The organism is Paraburkholderia sp. USG1 (assembly GCF_031570135.1).
Classification (GTDB): domain Bacteria; phylum Pseudomonadota; class Gammaproteobacteria; order Burkholderiales; family Burkholderiaceae; genus Paraburkholderia; species Paraburkholderia dioscoreae.
In genome coordinates this window covers 23,418-37,803 of record NZ_JAMWXW010000038.1, presented here as the reverse complement: position 1 = coordinate 37,803, position 14,386 = coordinate 23,418, and the positions used below count along the sequence as shown (strand labels likewise).

13 protein-coding genes are annotated in these 14,386 nt (G+C 62.4%); 10 read left to right on the top strand and 3 right to left on the bottom strand.

The features are described from left to right. Nucleotides 1–5: 5 nt before the first annotated feature. A complete protein-coding gene (locus NE850_RS34425) occupies nucleotides 6–1,499 on the bottom strand; it encodes an MDR family MFS transporter (protein WP_007177433.1) in 1,494 nt (497 codons plus the stop codon). A gap of 216 nt (nucleotides 1,500–1,715) precedes the next feature. Between NE850_RS34425 and NE850_RS34420 the strand changes: the two genes are divergently transcribed. From NE850_RS34420 to NE850_RS34400, 5 genes are all read left to right on the top strand, one after another. After that, complete coding sequence (locus NE850_RS34420) at nucleotides 1,716–1,976, top strand: DUF1488 domain-containing protein (protein WP_007177432.1); 261 nt, start codon at nucleotides 1,716–1,718, stop codon at nucleotides 1,974–1,976. A 360-nt stretch (nucleotides 1,977–2,336) separates the two neighbouring features. After that, entirely contained in the window at nucleotides 2,337–3,488 is a 1,152-nt protein-coding gene (locus NE850_RS34415) for a porin (RefSeq protein WP_007177431.1), read from the top strand. 204 nt (nucleotides 3,489–3,692) lie between these two features. Continuing rightward, the gene (locus NE850_RS34410; protein ID WP_007177430.1) at nucleotides 3,693–4,001 is read left to right on the top strand and encodes a DUF4148 domain-containing protein; all 309 of its coding nucleotides are present in this window, start codon (nucleotides 3,693–3,695) and stop codon (nucleotides 3,999–4,001) included. A gap of 443 nt (nucleotides 4,002–4,444) precedes the next feature. Then, a complete protein-coding gene (locus NE850_RS34405; protein WP_035517221.1) occupies nucleotides 4,445–5,080 on the top strand; it encodes a carbonic anhydrase in 636 nt (211 codons plus the stop codon). Nucleotides 5,081–5,278: 198 nt separating this feature from the next. Further along, entirely contained in the window at nucleotides 5,279–6,394 is a 1,116-nt protein-coding gene (locus NE850_RS34400; protein WP_007177428.1) for an alkene reductase, read from the top strand. A gap of 18 nt (nucleotides 6,395–6,412) precedes the next feature. Here the strand turns inward: NE850_RS34400 and NE850_RS34395 are convergent, their stop codons facing one another. Further along, nucleotides 6,413–6,994, bottom strand: a complete 582-nt coding sequence (locus NE850_RS34395; protein ID WP_007177427.1) for an alpha-ketoglutarate-dependent dioxygenase AlkB — start codon at nucleotides 6,992–6,994, stop codon at nucleotides 6,413–6,415. 272 nt (nucleotides 6,995–7,266) lie between these two features. Between NE850_RS34395 and NE850_RS34390 the strand changes: the two genes are divergently transcribed. The 3 genes from NE850_RS34390 (at nucleotide 7,267) to NE850_RS34380 (ending at nucleotide 11,041) form a co-directional block, all read left to right on the top strand. Continuing rightward, nucleotides 7,267–8,166, top strand: coding sequence for a DMT family transporter (locus NE850_RS34390; protein ID WP_007177426.1), 900 nt, complete (start codon nucleotides 7,267–7,269; stop codon nucleotides 8,164–8,166). 336 nt (nucleotides 8,167–8,502) lie between these two features. Then, nucleotides 8,503–9,660 carry an epoxide hydrolase family protein gene (locus tag NE850_RS34385; protein WP_007177425.1) on the top strand — a complete coding sequence of 386 codons (1,158 nt, stop codon included), beginning with the start codon at nucleotides 8,503–8,505 and terminating at the stop codon, nucleotides 9,658–9,660. Nucleotides 9,661–10,066: 406 nt separating this feature from the next. After that, on the top strand, nucleotides 10,067–11,041 hold the full coding sequence (locus NE850_RS34380) for a hypothetical protein (RefSeq protein ID WP_007177424.1): 975 nt from the start codon (nucleotides 10,067–10,069) through the stop codon (nucleotides 11,039–11,041). A 45-nt stretch (nucleotides 11,042–11,086) separates the two neighbouring features. Here NE850_RS34380 and NE850_RS34375 read toward each other — a convergent pair whose 3' ends face one another. After that, nucleotides 11,087–12,172 carry a TIGR03118 family protein gene (locus NE850_RS34375; RefSeq protein WP_165188473.1) on the bottom strand — a complete coding sequence of 362 codons (1,086 nt, stop codon included), beginning with the start codon at nucleotides 12,170–12,172 and terminating at the stop codon, nucleotides 11,087–11,089. A 226-nt stretch (nucleotides 12,173–12,398) separates the two neighbouring features. On the opposite strand from NE850_RS34375, the gene NE850_RS34370 reads away from it, so the two are divergent. After that, nucleotides 12,399–13,013, top strand: a complete 615-nt coding sequence (locus NE850_RS34370) for an HAD family phosphatase (RefSeq protein ID WP_310699986.1) — start codon at nucleotides 12,399–12,401, stop codon at nucleotides 13,011–13,013. 33 nt (nucleotides 13,014–13,046) lie between these two features. Continuing rightward, complete coding sequence (locus tag NE850_RS34365) at nucleotides 13,047–14,036, top strand: aldo/keto reductase (RefSeq protein ID WP_165188471.1); 990 nt, start codon at nucleotides 13,047–13,049, stop codon at nucleotides 14,034–14,036. The last annotated feature ends 350 nt before the right edge of the window (nucleotides 14,037–14,386 follow it).

The following is a 14,386-nucleotide window of genomic DNA, read 5'->3' as shown; positions in this document are numbered from 1 at the left end:
CCCTGTCAGTCCTCGATCGGCGACAACGTTTCGAGCGGCATTTTCTGCCCGGTCCCGATGCTGATCGCGGGCACGAGCGCCATCAGCACGACCGCGAAGATGCCGATGACGAAGATCGAGAGAAAGGTCAGATGCAGCGACTGATGCAGCACCATGCGGATCACTTCGCTGTCGCCGAGACTGGCGGCCTGATTCTGCAGCAACGCCCTCAACTGATCCGACGTGACCACGGCGACGCCCTTCGAGTGGCTGAGTCCGAAATTGAGCACCGCGCCGAACAGCGTCGCGCCCAGGGTGCTGCCGAGATTGCGCGAGAAAAGATTCGACGCGGTGGCGCTGCCGCGTTCGTCCATTCTGACGATTTCCTGAATCAGCACCAGCGAACTGATGCTCGAAGTGCCCATGCCGAAGCCCATGATGAGCGAACCAAACGCGGCGACGAGCGGCGAGCCGCCGGGCGACAGAAACAGCAACAGCACCGCGCCGACCGGAATGAACGCGCTGCCGCCGATCAGAATGCGCCGCAAGCCGAAGCGGTGGAACGACTTCGCCGCGAACGTGGCGCCGGCCGGCCAGCCCACCATCATCATGGTCAGCGCCAGGCCGGCGATCACCGGCGAGCGATGCAGCACGCCCTGCACGTACATCGGCAGAAACGTGGTGGCGCCCATCAGGATCATGCCGGCCAGCAAGGTCGCGCCATTGCAGGCGGCAATCGGCCGGCGGCTCCAGAGCGCGAAGGAGATCATCGGCTCGGCCGCGCGGCGCTCCTGCCAGACGAATGCCACCATGCACAACACGAACGCGCCGCCCGCGAGCAACGCTCGCGCGACCTCGTCGTCGCCCGCATAGGTCAGCGCCATCATGAGCGCGGCGATCGCGGCCATGAAGAGCGTCGCGCCGCCGAAATCGATCGACGGGCGCGCATGCCGTTCCGATTCGCGCAGGAACGCGATGAAGCCCGCCGCGGAGGCGAGCCCGATCGGCACGTTCATCCAGAAGATCCATGCCCACGACATGTTGTGAATGATGAAGCCGCCGACCATCGGACCTACCACCGCCGAAATGGCCCATACGCTCGCGAGGTAGCCTTGCACCTTGCCGCGTTCGTGGGCCGGATAGAGATCGGCGACGATGGTCAGCGTGACCGGCTGGATCGCACCCGCGCCGACGCCCTGGATCAGCCGGAAGGCGATCATTGCCGGCATCGACCAGGCGAAGCCCGCCAGCACCGAGCCGATCAGAAAGATCGCAATGCCGGCCAGCATGACCGGCTTGCGGCCATACAGATCGGCGAGTTTGCCAAAAACCACGGTCATCGCGGTCTGCGTGAGCAGGAACGACGAAAAGACCCAGCTATACAGATGCAGGTCGCCGAGTTGCGCGACGATCTGGGGCATGGCGGTGGAAACGATGGTGGCTTCGATGGCGACCATCGCCATGGACGCCATGACGGCGGCAATGACTAGAGGACGCGACGATTGCGGGTTGCGGGACATGAGCGAGGAGTTGGTAATAGGATGTAAGGCACGTCGGGTAGCGCGGCCGTGGGCGGGCACGCCGCGACGCATCAGCACGGCCGTACGAGGGCGGCCGGTGTCGAGTATGCACCCTGCCGGGAATGCGCGCTGAAGCCCGGCGGTCCGCGAAAGCCTCGCCGCCTTGGCACAGCGCTTGCGCGTTTGAAGCTTTCTTTCGACAAATGGAGGGTCATCATGAGGATCGAATTCACCGGGCGCCGCGAAGTGGTCGCTGCGGCACGCGTCGCCTTCGAAGCCAGTGTCGACGGGGCAGACGTCTGGTGCAGCGTGTCGCTGGACGCGCTGAACGACCATTTCGGCAACGACGGTCCGTCGGCCCACAACCTCGTCAATACCTTCGAGGCGAATCGCACGCGGATTGAAAACGCTACGCGGCGAGTTCTCGAAAAGAATGGCGGGCAGTCCGTGGAACTCGAGACCGGCGATTTCAACTGAGTCTTGCAGGTCGGGTTCCTGATCTGATGACGGCGAGTCCGGCGCCACCGCCGGACTCGCAAGCCGGATACACGGGCGGCAAAATCGCTCGCCCGCCATTCACACGATGGCCCGGCGAGCTTCAGATGCCTGTTGTTCACATGCAACCCTTTTATCCGGCGCACTCCCGCCTTGCGCGCGTTTTTACCTTTCCAACACCTCGTCCAGGCGCACCGCATCGCGATTGCTGCGTTTAGATGACGGATTCTTCCGGATTTCGCAAAGGACTGCTCCAAAGTCGGAACGTCAGGTTTTGCTGCTGGCGTTTCTATACTCGCGTCGCTGTTCAACATGACATTCCAGCTACGCAGGAGCATTGACGTGAAAAAGATTTCCGCCGCAGTCGCGGCATTCGTAGCCCTCGCTGCCACCTCGGCGCATGCGCAAAGTTCGGTCACGCTGTATGGCCTCATCGACGCCGGCCTGATGTACACCAACAACGTGAAGAAGGGCGGCTCGGAAGGCGCGCTGGTTCAGGCCACGAGCGGCAATATCAACGGCAGCCGCTTCGGCTTGCGCGGCGCCGAAGATCTCGGCGGCGGCCTGCAGGCGATCTTCGTGCTCGAGAACGGCTACAACGTGCAGAACGGCAAGCTCGGCCAGAACGGCCGTCTGTTCGGCCGTCAGGCGTTTGTCGGCTTGAGCAACAAGGAATACGGCGCAGTCACGCTCGGCCGGCAATACGACTCGCTGGTCGACTTCGTCGCGCCGCTGTCGGGCACGGCGGGCACGTTCGGCGATACCGGTTTCGCGCACCCGTTCGATAACGACAATCTGAACCACTCGGTGCGGATGAGCAATTCGGTTAAGTTCATGAGCTCCAACTATGCCGGCCTGAAGTTCGGCGGCTTGTACGCGTTCTCGAACAACACGGATTTCTCGATCAATCGTGCGTATAGCGCGGGCGTGAGCTATGCGAACGGTCCGTTCAAGGCGGCCGCGGGCTACCTGCAGATCAACGGTTCGAATTCGACCACCAACACGGGCGGCGCGGTCGATCTCGGCGAATCCACGGCGAACGGCACGGGCGGCTTCCAGCTTGGCGCCGATGTGCAGCGTACGGCCGGCGCCGGCTTGAGCTACGCCTTCGGCCCGGTGACGGCCGGCTTCGTCTACACGCACAGCCAGTTCCAGAACACCACTTCGTTCGGTGCCACGCACGGCTCGATGCGCTTCGATAACTACGAACTGAACGGCAAGTACGCCCTCACGCCGGCGGTGACGCTCGGTGCGGCTTACACGTACACGGACGCGCATGTGGGCGGCACGTCGACCTACGGTTCCGATCCGAAATGGAATCAGGTGAACCTGCAGGCCGTCTATGCGCTGTCGCTGCGCACCGACGTTTATGCCGAAGCGATGTACCAGCACGTGACCGGCAAGGGCTATACCGCGTTCATCAACACGGCTGGCGGCGCGTCTTCGACGGGCAATCAGGTGGTGGGCACCGTGGGCATCCGCACGCGCTTCTGAGCGTGACGATAATCCGGCTGCGCACTGCGTGATATCGGGTGATATCGCGCCGGGCGCGGCCGGCGACTTCTCCAGATTCAACAACAATCCCTTCGATGGGCAGCCGTTATTCTATGAGGATTCGGCTCCTATATTGAGTTCAGCGGTTGCGCGGAAAGTGATTCGAAGCGCCGCTTATCATCAATTATCGGAGGTAGTTTTATCATGAAGTCCCTGATCAAGACCGTTGTTGTCGTTGCTTCGCTGGCTGCTTCGGCCACGGTTTTTGCCCAATCGAATTCCGGCATCACACGCGCACAGGTGCGCGCCGAACTGGTTCAACTCGAACAGGTCGGCTATCACGTCGGCGACGGCGACCAAGCCCATTACCCTGATGCGATTCAGGCCGCGGAAGCCCGCGTCGCCGCACGCAACGGCGGCACCAGCGGTTACGGCGGCAGCGTGGCGGGTTCGTCGGAAAACGGCCGTCCGGCTGTGTCCCCGAGCGACTGGAACGCGATGTACAGCCGTTAATCCGGTGGGTTCAATGCAGTAAGGTGCAACGAGGCGCAATGCGACTGGCTGTGTTGCGCTGATGCATTGTCGAGTGGTGGGATGCGCGCGAGTCAGCCTGTGAGTCCGTGCATCAGCGCAACGCAGCGCGCGTCGCGCGCGGTTGGAAAGGACTCTTCCAGTGTGGCGTATATATCCGCTTCGTCGGCACCGGTAAAGTAATCATGCACGCACGGTTCCCGGTGTGCGAGCGAGAGAGTTTGCCCCGGCTGGAGACAGCTGGGGCTTTTTTATTTGGGGTGGCGGATGACGAAGGCGTGATGATGACGGCGCCGCACTGCCATTCACGCATGCATGGTCGCCGGGTCCGCGGCTGCGGTATAGTCGCGCGAATAGACCGCATGCATGCCCCGGACTATCGTGCGTGGGCACTGCAGGCTCATTCTTCGAATCTGGAGAACACCGTGCAGGAAATCATCGAAGGTTTTATCCGCTTTCAACGTGAAGTTTTTCCGCAGCAGAGCGGCTTGTTCAAGCGCCTGTCAACGGCGCAAAGTCCCAGCACGCTTTTCGTGACGTGTTCGGACAGCCGCGTCGTGCCGGAGTTGCTGACGCAGACCGAACCCGGTTCGCTGTTCGTGATCCGCAATGCCGGCAACATCGTGCCGTCTTATGGCCCGGAGCCGGGCGGCGTATCGGCAACCGTCGAATATGCGGTGGCCGTGTTGCACGTGCGCGATATCGTGATTTGCGGCCATTCGAATTGCGGCGCGATGACGGCGATCTCCACCTGCATGAACCTGGACCATCTGCCGGCGGTGGCGGGTTGGCTGCGTCACGCGGACGCGGCCAAGGCCATCAACGCATCGCGCACCTATCATTCGGACGCGGAGTGTCTCGAGGCGCTGGTCAAGGACAACGTGATCGCGCAACTCGCGAACATTCGCACGCACCCTTCGGTGGCAGTCGGGCTCGCGAACAAGACGCTGCAACTGCACGGCTGGATCTTCGACATTGAGAGCGGCGTGATGCTCGCGCTCGACGGGCGCACGGGCAAGTTTTTGCCGCTGGTGGACAACCCCGACATCTACGCCGTCTAGCTTGAAGTTTGAACATGCGAGGCGCGCAATGACGCTGCTCGTGCGCGGCCACGCTCTCACCGGTTGGGCCGCTCCGCATGGCAGCGCGGGGGCATCGGGTTGAACACCAACCGGCTGCCGGTGTCAAAACCGCTCGGCGGGCAATATGTGAAGGGCCGCCTTGTAATGCTTTGTCTCTCTCTTCTTTAAGGGAATGCCATGTCAACTGATTCCGCGCGTATCGATAGTTACCTGTTCGAACCCGTCAAGCTGGGACCGCTGCAATTGCCCAATCGCATCGTGATGGCGCCGCTCACGCGCAGCCGCGCGAAAGAGGGCGATGTGCCGGGGGAACTGGCCATCGAGTATTACGCGCAGCGTGCGTCGGCGGGTCTCATCATTGCCGAGGCGACGCAGATTTCGCCGCAAGGCAAAGGCTACGTGTTCACACCCGGCATTTACAACGACGCGCAGGTGCAGGCGTGGAAGCGCATTACCGACGCCGTGCACGAGAAGGGCGGACGTATCTTTTTGCAACTGTGGCATGTGGGCCGCATTTCCCACCCATCGCTGCAGCCGGGTAACGCGTTGCCGGTCGCGCCCTCGGCGATCAAGCCCGAAGGCCAGGCTTACACCGACGAGGGTTTTGTGCCGCTCGTCACACCTCGCGCGCTCGAAACTTCGGAAATGGCGGGTATTGTCGAGCAATACCGCGTTGCTGCGCAAAACGCGAAAGCAGCGGGTTTCGACGGCGTGGAGATCCACGCGGCCAATGGCTACCTGCTCGACCAGTTCCTGCGCGACAAGACCAATCGGCGCACCGATCAATATGGCGGCTCGATCGAGAATCGCGCGCGCCTCCTGCTCGAAGTGGCCGATGCCGTGACCAGCGTATGGGGCAGCGACCGGGTGGGCGTGCGGATTTCGCCGCTCAGCAGTTTCGGCGATATTGCCGATAGCAATCCCGAGCCGCTTTTCACGTATGTCGTGCAGCAGCTCAGCGCGCGCAAGCTGGTGTATCTGCATGTGATCGAGGGCGACACGGGCGGCCCGCGCGACGTGCCGGGCGGCTTCGATCTGCAGGTTTTGCGCGAGGCGTTCGACGGCCTGTTCATGGCCAACAACGGCTACGACATGGAACTCGCGCAACGAACGCTCAAGGCGAAGCGGGCTGATCTGATCGCCTTCGGCCGGCCCTTCATTTCCAATCCCGATCTGGTGGCGCGGCTCAGGAGCGGCGCACCGCTGAACGAGCCGGATAAAGACACGATGTACGGCGGCGGCGCCGAAGGGTATATCGATTACCCGACGATGGAGCAGGAGGCGCAACGCTAAGCGCCGGTGTGCTGTTCGTCAGCCGCTGAAGCAGCGAAACGCGAGGCTGATGCGCGGCCCGCTTACGTGCCCGAGTTTGGGAATGCCGTGCTCGTGAGTGAATTGCGACGCGTAGCTCATGACAAGGCAACTGCCCGGTTCCAGTTCGATATGCACGATCCGCCCGGAGCCGGCTTTCGGGCGGATCGACATGCGGCGGCTCGCGCCGAGTGAGACGATCGCAATCGGTTGAGCGGGCACGAGCTTGTCCGTCTTGTCGCTGTGAAGCGCAACGCTGTCACTGCCGTTGCGATAGAGATTGAGGCCGACGCGATTGAACGGCGCGCCCACCAGCGCGCGAACGGCCTCGAACGCTTCGCCCAATGGCGCGGGCAGGTCGCCGGCTTCGCGCGCGAACGTGGCGATAAGCCGTGGTACGGCAACCTCGCGGTCGTACATCATGCGCTGCCGGCTGAGCCAGCCGATATTCTTCAGCGACACCTCGAACCACTGCCGGGCCGTGGCAGCCGGAATCGACTCGGGCAAATAGCGGATTCCTCCTTCTCCGTCATGGAGAAGGGATACGGGCTCGGGCGCGAATAGGGCTTGCTGGGACACCATGTTTCCGACATTGGCTGGCAGCCGTCCGGTTGGCGAAAAGGGCGGCTCGGACAGGTCATTATACTGTGTTTTTGTACAGTGTTTCGGCTCGACGAGTCAGCTTCAGTTGACGGTCGTAATCAGCTTTGATTCTCGATAGCGTTGGCGCACGGGAAGTCGTCAGCTGTCTATCCTTCACGCTCCAGCAGGCATAATTCGTTTTCCATCGAAGCGGGCCGCGCAGCCGGCACGCCAAACCAGCGATGCGTCGTTGCGCGCTTCCAGGAAACTTCATGCCGCCCATCACCGCTGTCCGCACAACCGCCGTGCCAATGCGCAGCATTGTGCTGATCCTTGTGTCGATGTTCTGTTTCGCGCTGGTCGATGCGCTCGCCAAATCCGTGGCGCTCGCTTATCCGGCCAACGAAGTGACGTTCTTTCGCATGCTGTTCGGCCTCGTGCCGGCGGCGGCGATGTGCCTGCACGGCAAGCCGATCGTCGAGCGGATCAGACACCTGGACGTGCGTGGGCAGACCCTTCGCGCGCTGACGCTGCTCGGCGCCTCGGGGCTGTTCTTCGCCGGGCTGCCCTATATGCCGCTCGGCGAGGCGGTGGCGATCGTGTACTCGGAGACCTTGCTGGTGATCGTTCTCGCGCCGCTGTTGCTGAAGGAGTCCCTCAAGCCGCGCGATGCTCTCGCCGCGGCGGCCGGTTTTGTCGGCGTACTGTTCGTGGTGCGCCCGGACGGCTCGCATTCGAGCTGGCTCGGTCCGGTGCTGCTGATCGCGAGCGCCTTTTTCGGCGCGCTATCGATCATTCAGATCAAGCGCATTCGTGCGACCGACGATTCGCGCACCACTGTGCTGTATTTCACGGCGATCGGCACGATCGTCACCAGCGCTTCGCTGTTCTTCGCGTGGCGCACGCCTTCGCTGCAGGCGCTGGCGGTGATGGCCCTGCTGGGCGGTTTCGGCACGGCCGGGCAATTGCTGATGACTATGGCGTTCCGTCAGGCCGACGCCGGCGCGCTCGCGCCATACAACTACACGAGCATCGTGTGGGCGGCACTGTTCGGCTATGTGGCGTGGGGCGAGACGATCGGCGGCATGTCGCTGCTCGGCATTGCGTTGATTGTCGGCAGTTCGATCGCCGTTGCGATGCGCGGGAAGCAGGAAGAGGGGCCGCTTGTGTAGGCGAGGCTGGTTGTTTCGGCTGCCATGCCGGCAAGCGCTCCAGGCATGGCAGTCTCCTGGAGGCAAAACAGAAATTGCCCCGTTGTGTACCATGCAGATTGGCCTGCGCCTGCTCGCTGGCCCAGTGGCCTGATCTGGAGCCGGATTCAGCGGGCTGAATCAAGTGGGCTGACTCAGCGACCTGACTCAGCGACCTGACTCAGTGGGCAGAATCAGTGGGCAGAATCAGCGGCTTCCCCCAGCAGCCTGACTCAGTGACCTGACCGAGCGGCGTGCGCAAGCCGCTGTCGAGCGAGGCACACCCGTTAGCCATCCCGTTATGCCGGACGAGCCGCCATGCACATAGAACCGTTTCAGATCGCAATTGCCGATCATGACATCGACGATCTTCGCCGGCGTATTCGCGCGACCCGCTGGGCACCGGCGACGCCGTCGCCAGCCTGGCAGCAGGGCGTCGATGCCGCGTGGCTGCGCGAACTGGCCGCGTATTGGGCAGAGCGTTTCGACTGGCGCGCGGCCGAGCGCGGCCTGAACCGGCAGCCGCAATTTCTCGCCGACGTAGACGGGCAGCGCGTGCATTTCGTCCATCGGCGCGGCGTGGGTCCGGCGCCCTATCCGCTGGTGATCACGCACGGCTGGCCCGGATCGTTTTTCGAGTTCCACGCGTTGCTCGACCGATTGTGCGACCCGGCCGCCTTCGGTGGCGATTCCGTTGACGCCTTCCATGTCGTCGTGCCTTCGCTACCCGGCTTCGCGTTTTCGCAGGCGCCCGCGCAAGCCGGCATGTCCGCATTTCAGGTGGCGGACCGGTGGGCGCCGCTGATGCGCGGCCTCGGCTACGAGCGCTTCGGCGCTCAAGGCGGCGATCTCGGCGCGGGGGTGTCGATCGCGCTCGCGACACGGCATCCGCAAGCGGTGGACGGCATTCATCTCAACTTCCTGCCGAGTTCGTATGAGCCGGCCATCGGCGCGGCGCAGAAACCGCTCACGCCCGCCGAGGAAAAATTCCTGCGCGAAAAAAACGAATGGGCCGTGCTCGAAGGCGGCTATGCGCACATGCACGCCACCAAACCGCTAACGCTGGCGGCCTCGCTCAACGATTCGCCGGTGGGACTGGCGGCATGGATCGGCGAGAAGTTTCGCGCATGGAGCGATTGCGAGGGCGAGGTCGAGCGCGTGTTTTCGAAAGACGACCTGCTCACCAACATTTCGCTCTACTGGCACACCCAGTGTATCGGCCCGGCAATCCAGATGTATTGGGAAAACCGCTTGCAGCCCATGCGCTTCGCCGAAGGACAACGCGTCGTGCCGCCCGTTGGCTTTGCGCACTTTCCGAGGGAGATCAATCATCCGCCGCGCAGTTGGCTCGAAAGAACTTTCAATGTCGTGCAATGGACCGACATGCCGCGCGGCGGACATTTCGCGGCGATGGAAAAGCCCGATTTGCTCGCCGCCGACATTCGCCGGTTCTTCCGGCCGATGCGGCAGCAGTAACGTTAGTTCGACCGCGACCGAATCGGAAAGGCGTCACGAATTCGCTGACGAGTAAGTTATTCACGAGCGCTCATAAGCACCCGCAATTATTGCGCGAAGCCGGAGTCCCACCTGAAGTTCGACGCGATCCGCGTCATGTCTCTCTGCGTTTTGGCGGAAAGGCAATGCAAGGACGTGAAACGATAGACCGAACGTGATATCTGCGCCCCGGTTCATCCGACTCCATCGCCGCAGATCAGCGTACCGCAGTTCGACTGTGACACCGTGATGGCACGAACTGCGGTTCCCAATACTGCGCACCTTGCGGGGGCTTCTTTGCCCCCAGTTAGAACACGTGAACCAACCTCCGACAGTAACGACAGCATGCTGAAAGGCGATCTGTCGCTCACGCGTGGTGAGGAGCGATGTGAATCTTTTTCCTTGCACTCTTGTTTATGTGGATGTCGATGCGAAGCCGGGGCCCAACTCGACGAATCGCGATCCTCTCTCGTACGTGAGTCAGGCTATCTGCCTGAATAACAGCTTGCGGCGCGTGGGCATGCCGACATTGACCATCATGACGAACGCGCCGGCCCTCGTCGCGCGTCGGCTTGAAAGCATGCCGACAGCAAACCGGCCGGCAGTGGCGACACTCGCCGCGACGATCGAACTGCCGAAGAACACGCCGTTTTACGCCGCGCATTTCAAGCTCGACCTGATGGACCAGGTGGCGGAGACCCTGCCGGCCGACACGATGATGCTGTTGCTCGATGCCGACGTGGTGGCGCTGCTTCCGCTCGACCACGACCTGATCGAGCGATGCGCGCAAGCGGGTCTCGGCGTATTCGATATTTCGGATCAGGTCTTTCCGGCATATGGCAGCGAACGCGTGGTCGCGGATCTGGAAATCGTCGCGGACCGGCGACTCAGGAATCCTCGCTGGTATGGCGGCGAGTTTCTGCTCGCGACGCCCGCCTCGCTGCGACGGCTCGTGCCGCGTGCTCGGGCCAGTTATGCGCGCTATCTCAGCGAAAGCGCGCGCCTGCGGCATCACGGCGACGAAGCGTTCATTTCGGCCGCGCTCAATGCACTCAGCGACGAAGGGCAGGTGCTGATCGAAGTCGGCGCGTACCAGGCCATAGGCCGTCATTGGCCCGGCAACAACTATCGCGACCTGCGGTGGTTTCGCTGCTGTTCGTTCGTCCATTTGCCGGGCGGCAAGGCACTGCTCGAAAAAGAAGCGCGTTTCGACGATTTCGCGCCGGACCGTTTCTGGCGCCACATGCGCACGGCGCATCTGCGTGGCCGCGTGCGTCACGCGGTGAAGCGAGTCGCGAGGATGCTGAGCGTGGAGCGGCTCGCCACGCTGTCCGCGTATGCGCTGCGCGGCGTGAAGAGCTGACCGCGCGCGTCACGTATGCGTCGCGGCGAACGCTTGCGCCGCTCGTCACATTTTCACGTCGATGCGTCCATAGGCTCCGTTCGCTTCGTCATTCGGCCCGGCGGCGAAAAACAGCGTATTGACCGGCTGATTGCTGAGCCCGTTACCGAACGCGATGCCCCACAAACCGTGCTGGACGAACGCCGAGCCGTCAGGCAGATTGATCGCGCCGAGAAACTGGCCGCTTGCCGGATTGAAAGCGTTGATCGTGCCGTCACCGAAGTTGCCCACTAGCACGTCGCCGCTGAACCGGCCAAAATTGGCCGGCGCCTGCGTGACACCCCAAGGCGCATTCAGCGCACCCGCCGAAGCAAAACGCTGCAACAGGTTGCCCGCCGTATCGAAGATATCGACGAAGCCGAGGCCGGCGCCGTCGACGTTGTCGTGCGCCGCCGCGTCCTGCTTCGCGTAGGTCACGAAAAGCTTCGCGCCGATCGCCTGAATGCCGAACGGCGCGAAGCCTGCCGGCATCGACGCATCCTGAAACTTGCCCGGCGTCGCGACCTTCGCGAAGCTCGTGTCGAATACGTCGACTCTGTTGTTGTGAAAGTCCGTGGCGTAGAGGAAGTTGGCGCCGCCGTTGCTGGCCAGCGCGAGTCCTTTGTAGACCGCGCCGCTGCTGCCGCTGTCGAATACGACGAATGCGTTAGTGGGGCCGACCGCCGGCGCCCACGCGGTGATCGTGCCGCCTTCGCCGGCAAAGATGAATGCGCCCACGCCGGACTTTCCGCCTTGCGTCACGACAAAGTCCGTCGTGCCGTTGAACACAATGCCGGTCGGATTCGCGGGGCCATTGGTTCCATTCGGAATACTGACCACCAAAGACTGTGGTGTGCCGTTGCCGTCGTAGAGCGTCGCGAGCGAAGTGGCGTTGTCCGCCACCCAGACGAAGCCTTTCGGATTGAACGCAACGCCCCACGCGTTTTTCAGGTTAGGGTCAGTGTGCGCCGCGGCGACGGCGCCGTCCGATACGAGCGCCGTCGACGTGTACGATTGCAGACTCACCGAATTGGAACCGCCACACGCCGCGACGAAACTCACCAACGCCGCGCCGCCCGCGACGGCGCCCAATGCCTTAAGCACAGATTTCATGGCCGCACCTCTCTGTCATGCACGATGGTCAATGCGCCTATTGAACGCGTGGCGTCGTGGTTTTATTCCTTTGGCGGGAAAGTTTTTTGATCGGCATGTAGCCGCCGCCGCTCATTGCACGCAAGCGCGGTTTTGTCGAGGCACAATAGAAACAGGCGACCGTGCGACGCCATCGTGCGATGTGGTTTTCCCCATTCCTGAAAGCTCCTGATGCGAGGTCGACAGCATGACTGCATCCATCACGCTGGTTCTGTTCGACATGGAAGGTGTTCTGTCCCACTACGACCGCGCCGTGCGGACCGGGCGTTTGGCCGCGCTCACGGGTTGCGCGCCGGAAACCGTGCGTCATGCAATCTGGGGATCGGGTCTCGAAGCGCGCGCGGATGCCGGCCAGATCAGCGACGACGAATATCTGCACGAGCTAGGCATTCTGTTGAACGCGCCGATCAGCCGCGACGACTGGCTGGCTGCCCGTCACGCTTCGATTACGCCGAACGGGGAAGCGCTCGCGCTTGCCGCCAGGGTCGCCGGGCGCCACCGTATTGCGGTGCTGACGAACAATTGCCGGTTGTTCACCGATCACATCGGTTATCTGAATCCGCCTGTCGCGCGGCTGTTCGGCTCGCATGTTTACTCATCGGCGTCATACGGTGCCGCGAAGCCCGCTGCGCAGACTTATCTGCGCTGCCTGGAACAACTCGGCGTGCCTGCGGCCGAAACGCTTTTCGTCGACGACACGGCCGCCAATGTGAGTGGTGCAATCGATGCAGGGCTGCAAGCGCACAGGTTTGTCAGTGTCGACGCTTTGTCGCGCGAATTGCAATCTCGCGGATTGATCTAGTGCGATCCAGTGCGCGCGAAATGGGGGTACGTCATGGCATTTTCGTCGAAAAACGCTGTAAAGCTTTCCGGCCGACGCCGCTTTCTTCGCACAACAGGCGGCACCGCCATCGGCCTGTCGGCCTCGCTCGCCTTTCCGCGGCTGGCACCGTCTCAAACGCCGGGTCTATCACAAACCGAATCCGCCACGCCGCTGCCGCGCATGGCGCAACGCGTGATTCCCGCTACCGGCGAGCGGCTGCCTGTGGTCGGCTGCGGTACGTGGCGCACCTTCGACGTCGGCGACGATCCCGCCGCGCGCGCGCAACTCGCCGAAGTTCTGCGCATCCTGTTCGAAGCTGGCGGTTCGGTTATCGATTCGTCGCCGATGTACGGGTCGTCGGAAGCGGTCGCCGGTGCGTTGCTCACGCAACTCGACGCGCACAGGAAAGCCTTCGTCGCCACCAAAGTCTGGACCGAAGGACGCGAGGCGGGCATCGCGCAGATGGAAGAATCGCTGCGCCGCTTTCAGCAACCGCGCATCGACCTGATGCAGGTGCATAATCTGCTCGACTGGCGCACGCAACTCACCACACTGCGCGACTGGAAAGCACGCGGCCGGATTCGCTATATCGGCATTACGCACTACACGTCGAGTGCATTCGACGACGTCGCGGCTGTCATGCGCAGCGCAAAGCCCGACTTCGTGCAGATCAATTACGCAGCCGACGACCGCGCGGCCGAGGCGCGCATCTTGCCGCTCGCGGCGGAATTGGGTATTGGCGTCGTGATCAATCAGCCCTTCGGCGGCGGCGGGCTGCTTGCGCGCGTCGGTAAAACGCCGCTGCCTGCGTGGGCTGCGGAAATCGGCTGCGCGAGTTGGGCGCAGATTCTTCTGAAGTTCGTGCTCGCGCAACCGGCGGTGACGGTGGTGATTCCCGGCACGGGGCGTCCGCAGTACATGGCGGACAATGTCCGGGCCGGCTCCGGCCCATTACCCGACAAGGCGATGTGCGCACGAATCGTCGCGGCGGTGAACGGCTAGCTGATCGCTTGCGTATTTACTCGCACCAAATCCTTTGAACTCTCCAGATAGTTAAAATTAAAACCTCGTTCGAGGTTATTCGCTTGCGTGACGCGCCATAACATAATCCAATGCAAAGAAAAATAAGCTTTCCCGTAGTGGTGAGAGATATTGAGGATTGACTCGATCCGATTACCGGCGCCATTCGAATCGCATACATATGGCCCAATAAAAGAAAGTTTGTGAAAGGAAGTTGACACGGGAACGTTTGCCAAACTAGGCTACGCACTGTCGTCAAAAACTGATCGCGGTTTTCTTCACCTGCCCGGAGACGCAAGTAAGCCGCCGCTTTGCCGGTCAGTCAGGCGATC

Coding starts and splice junctions, on each gene's coding strand:
- NE850_RS34425 (WP_007177433.1), bottom strand. CDS start 1,499: ATGTCCCGCAACCCGCAATCGTCGCGTCCTCTAGTCATTGCCGCCGTC.
- NE850_RS34420 (WP_007177432.1), top strand. CDS start 1,716: ATGAGGATCGAATTCACCGGGCGCCGCGAAGTGGTCGCTGCGGCACGC.
- NE850_RS34410 (WP_007177430.1), top strand. CDS start 3,693: ATGAAGTCCCTGATCAAGACCGTTGTTGTCGTTGCTTCGCTGGCTGCT.
- NE850_RS34400 (WP_007177428.1), top strand. CDS start 5,279: ATGTCAACTGATTCCGCGCGTATCGATAGTTACCTGTTCGAACCCGTC.
- NE850_RS34395 (WP_007177427.1), bottom strand. CDS start 6,994: ATGGTGTCCCAGCAAGCCCTATTCGCGCCCGAGCCCGTATCCCTTCTC.
- NE850_RS34390 (WP_007177426.1), top strand. CDS start 7,267: ATGCCGCCCATCACCGCTGTCCGCACAACCGCCGTGCCAATGCGCAGC.
- NE850_RS34385 (WP_007177425.1), top strand. CDS start 8,503: ATGCACATAGAACCGTTTCAGATCGCAATTGCCGATCATGACATCGAC.
- NE850_RS34375 (WP_165188473.1), bottom strand. CDS start 12,172: ATGAAATCTGTGCTTAAGGCATTGGGCGCCGTCGCGGGCGGCGCGGCG.
- NE850_RS34370 (WP_310699986.1), top strand. CDS start 12,399: ATGACTGCATCCATCACGCTGGTTCTGTTCGACATGGAAGGTGTTCTG.
- NE850_RS34365 (WP_165188471.1), top strand. CDS start 13,047: ATGGCATTTTCGTCGAAAAACGCTGTAAAGCTTTCCGGCCGACGCCGC.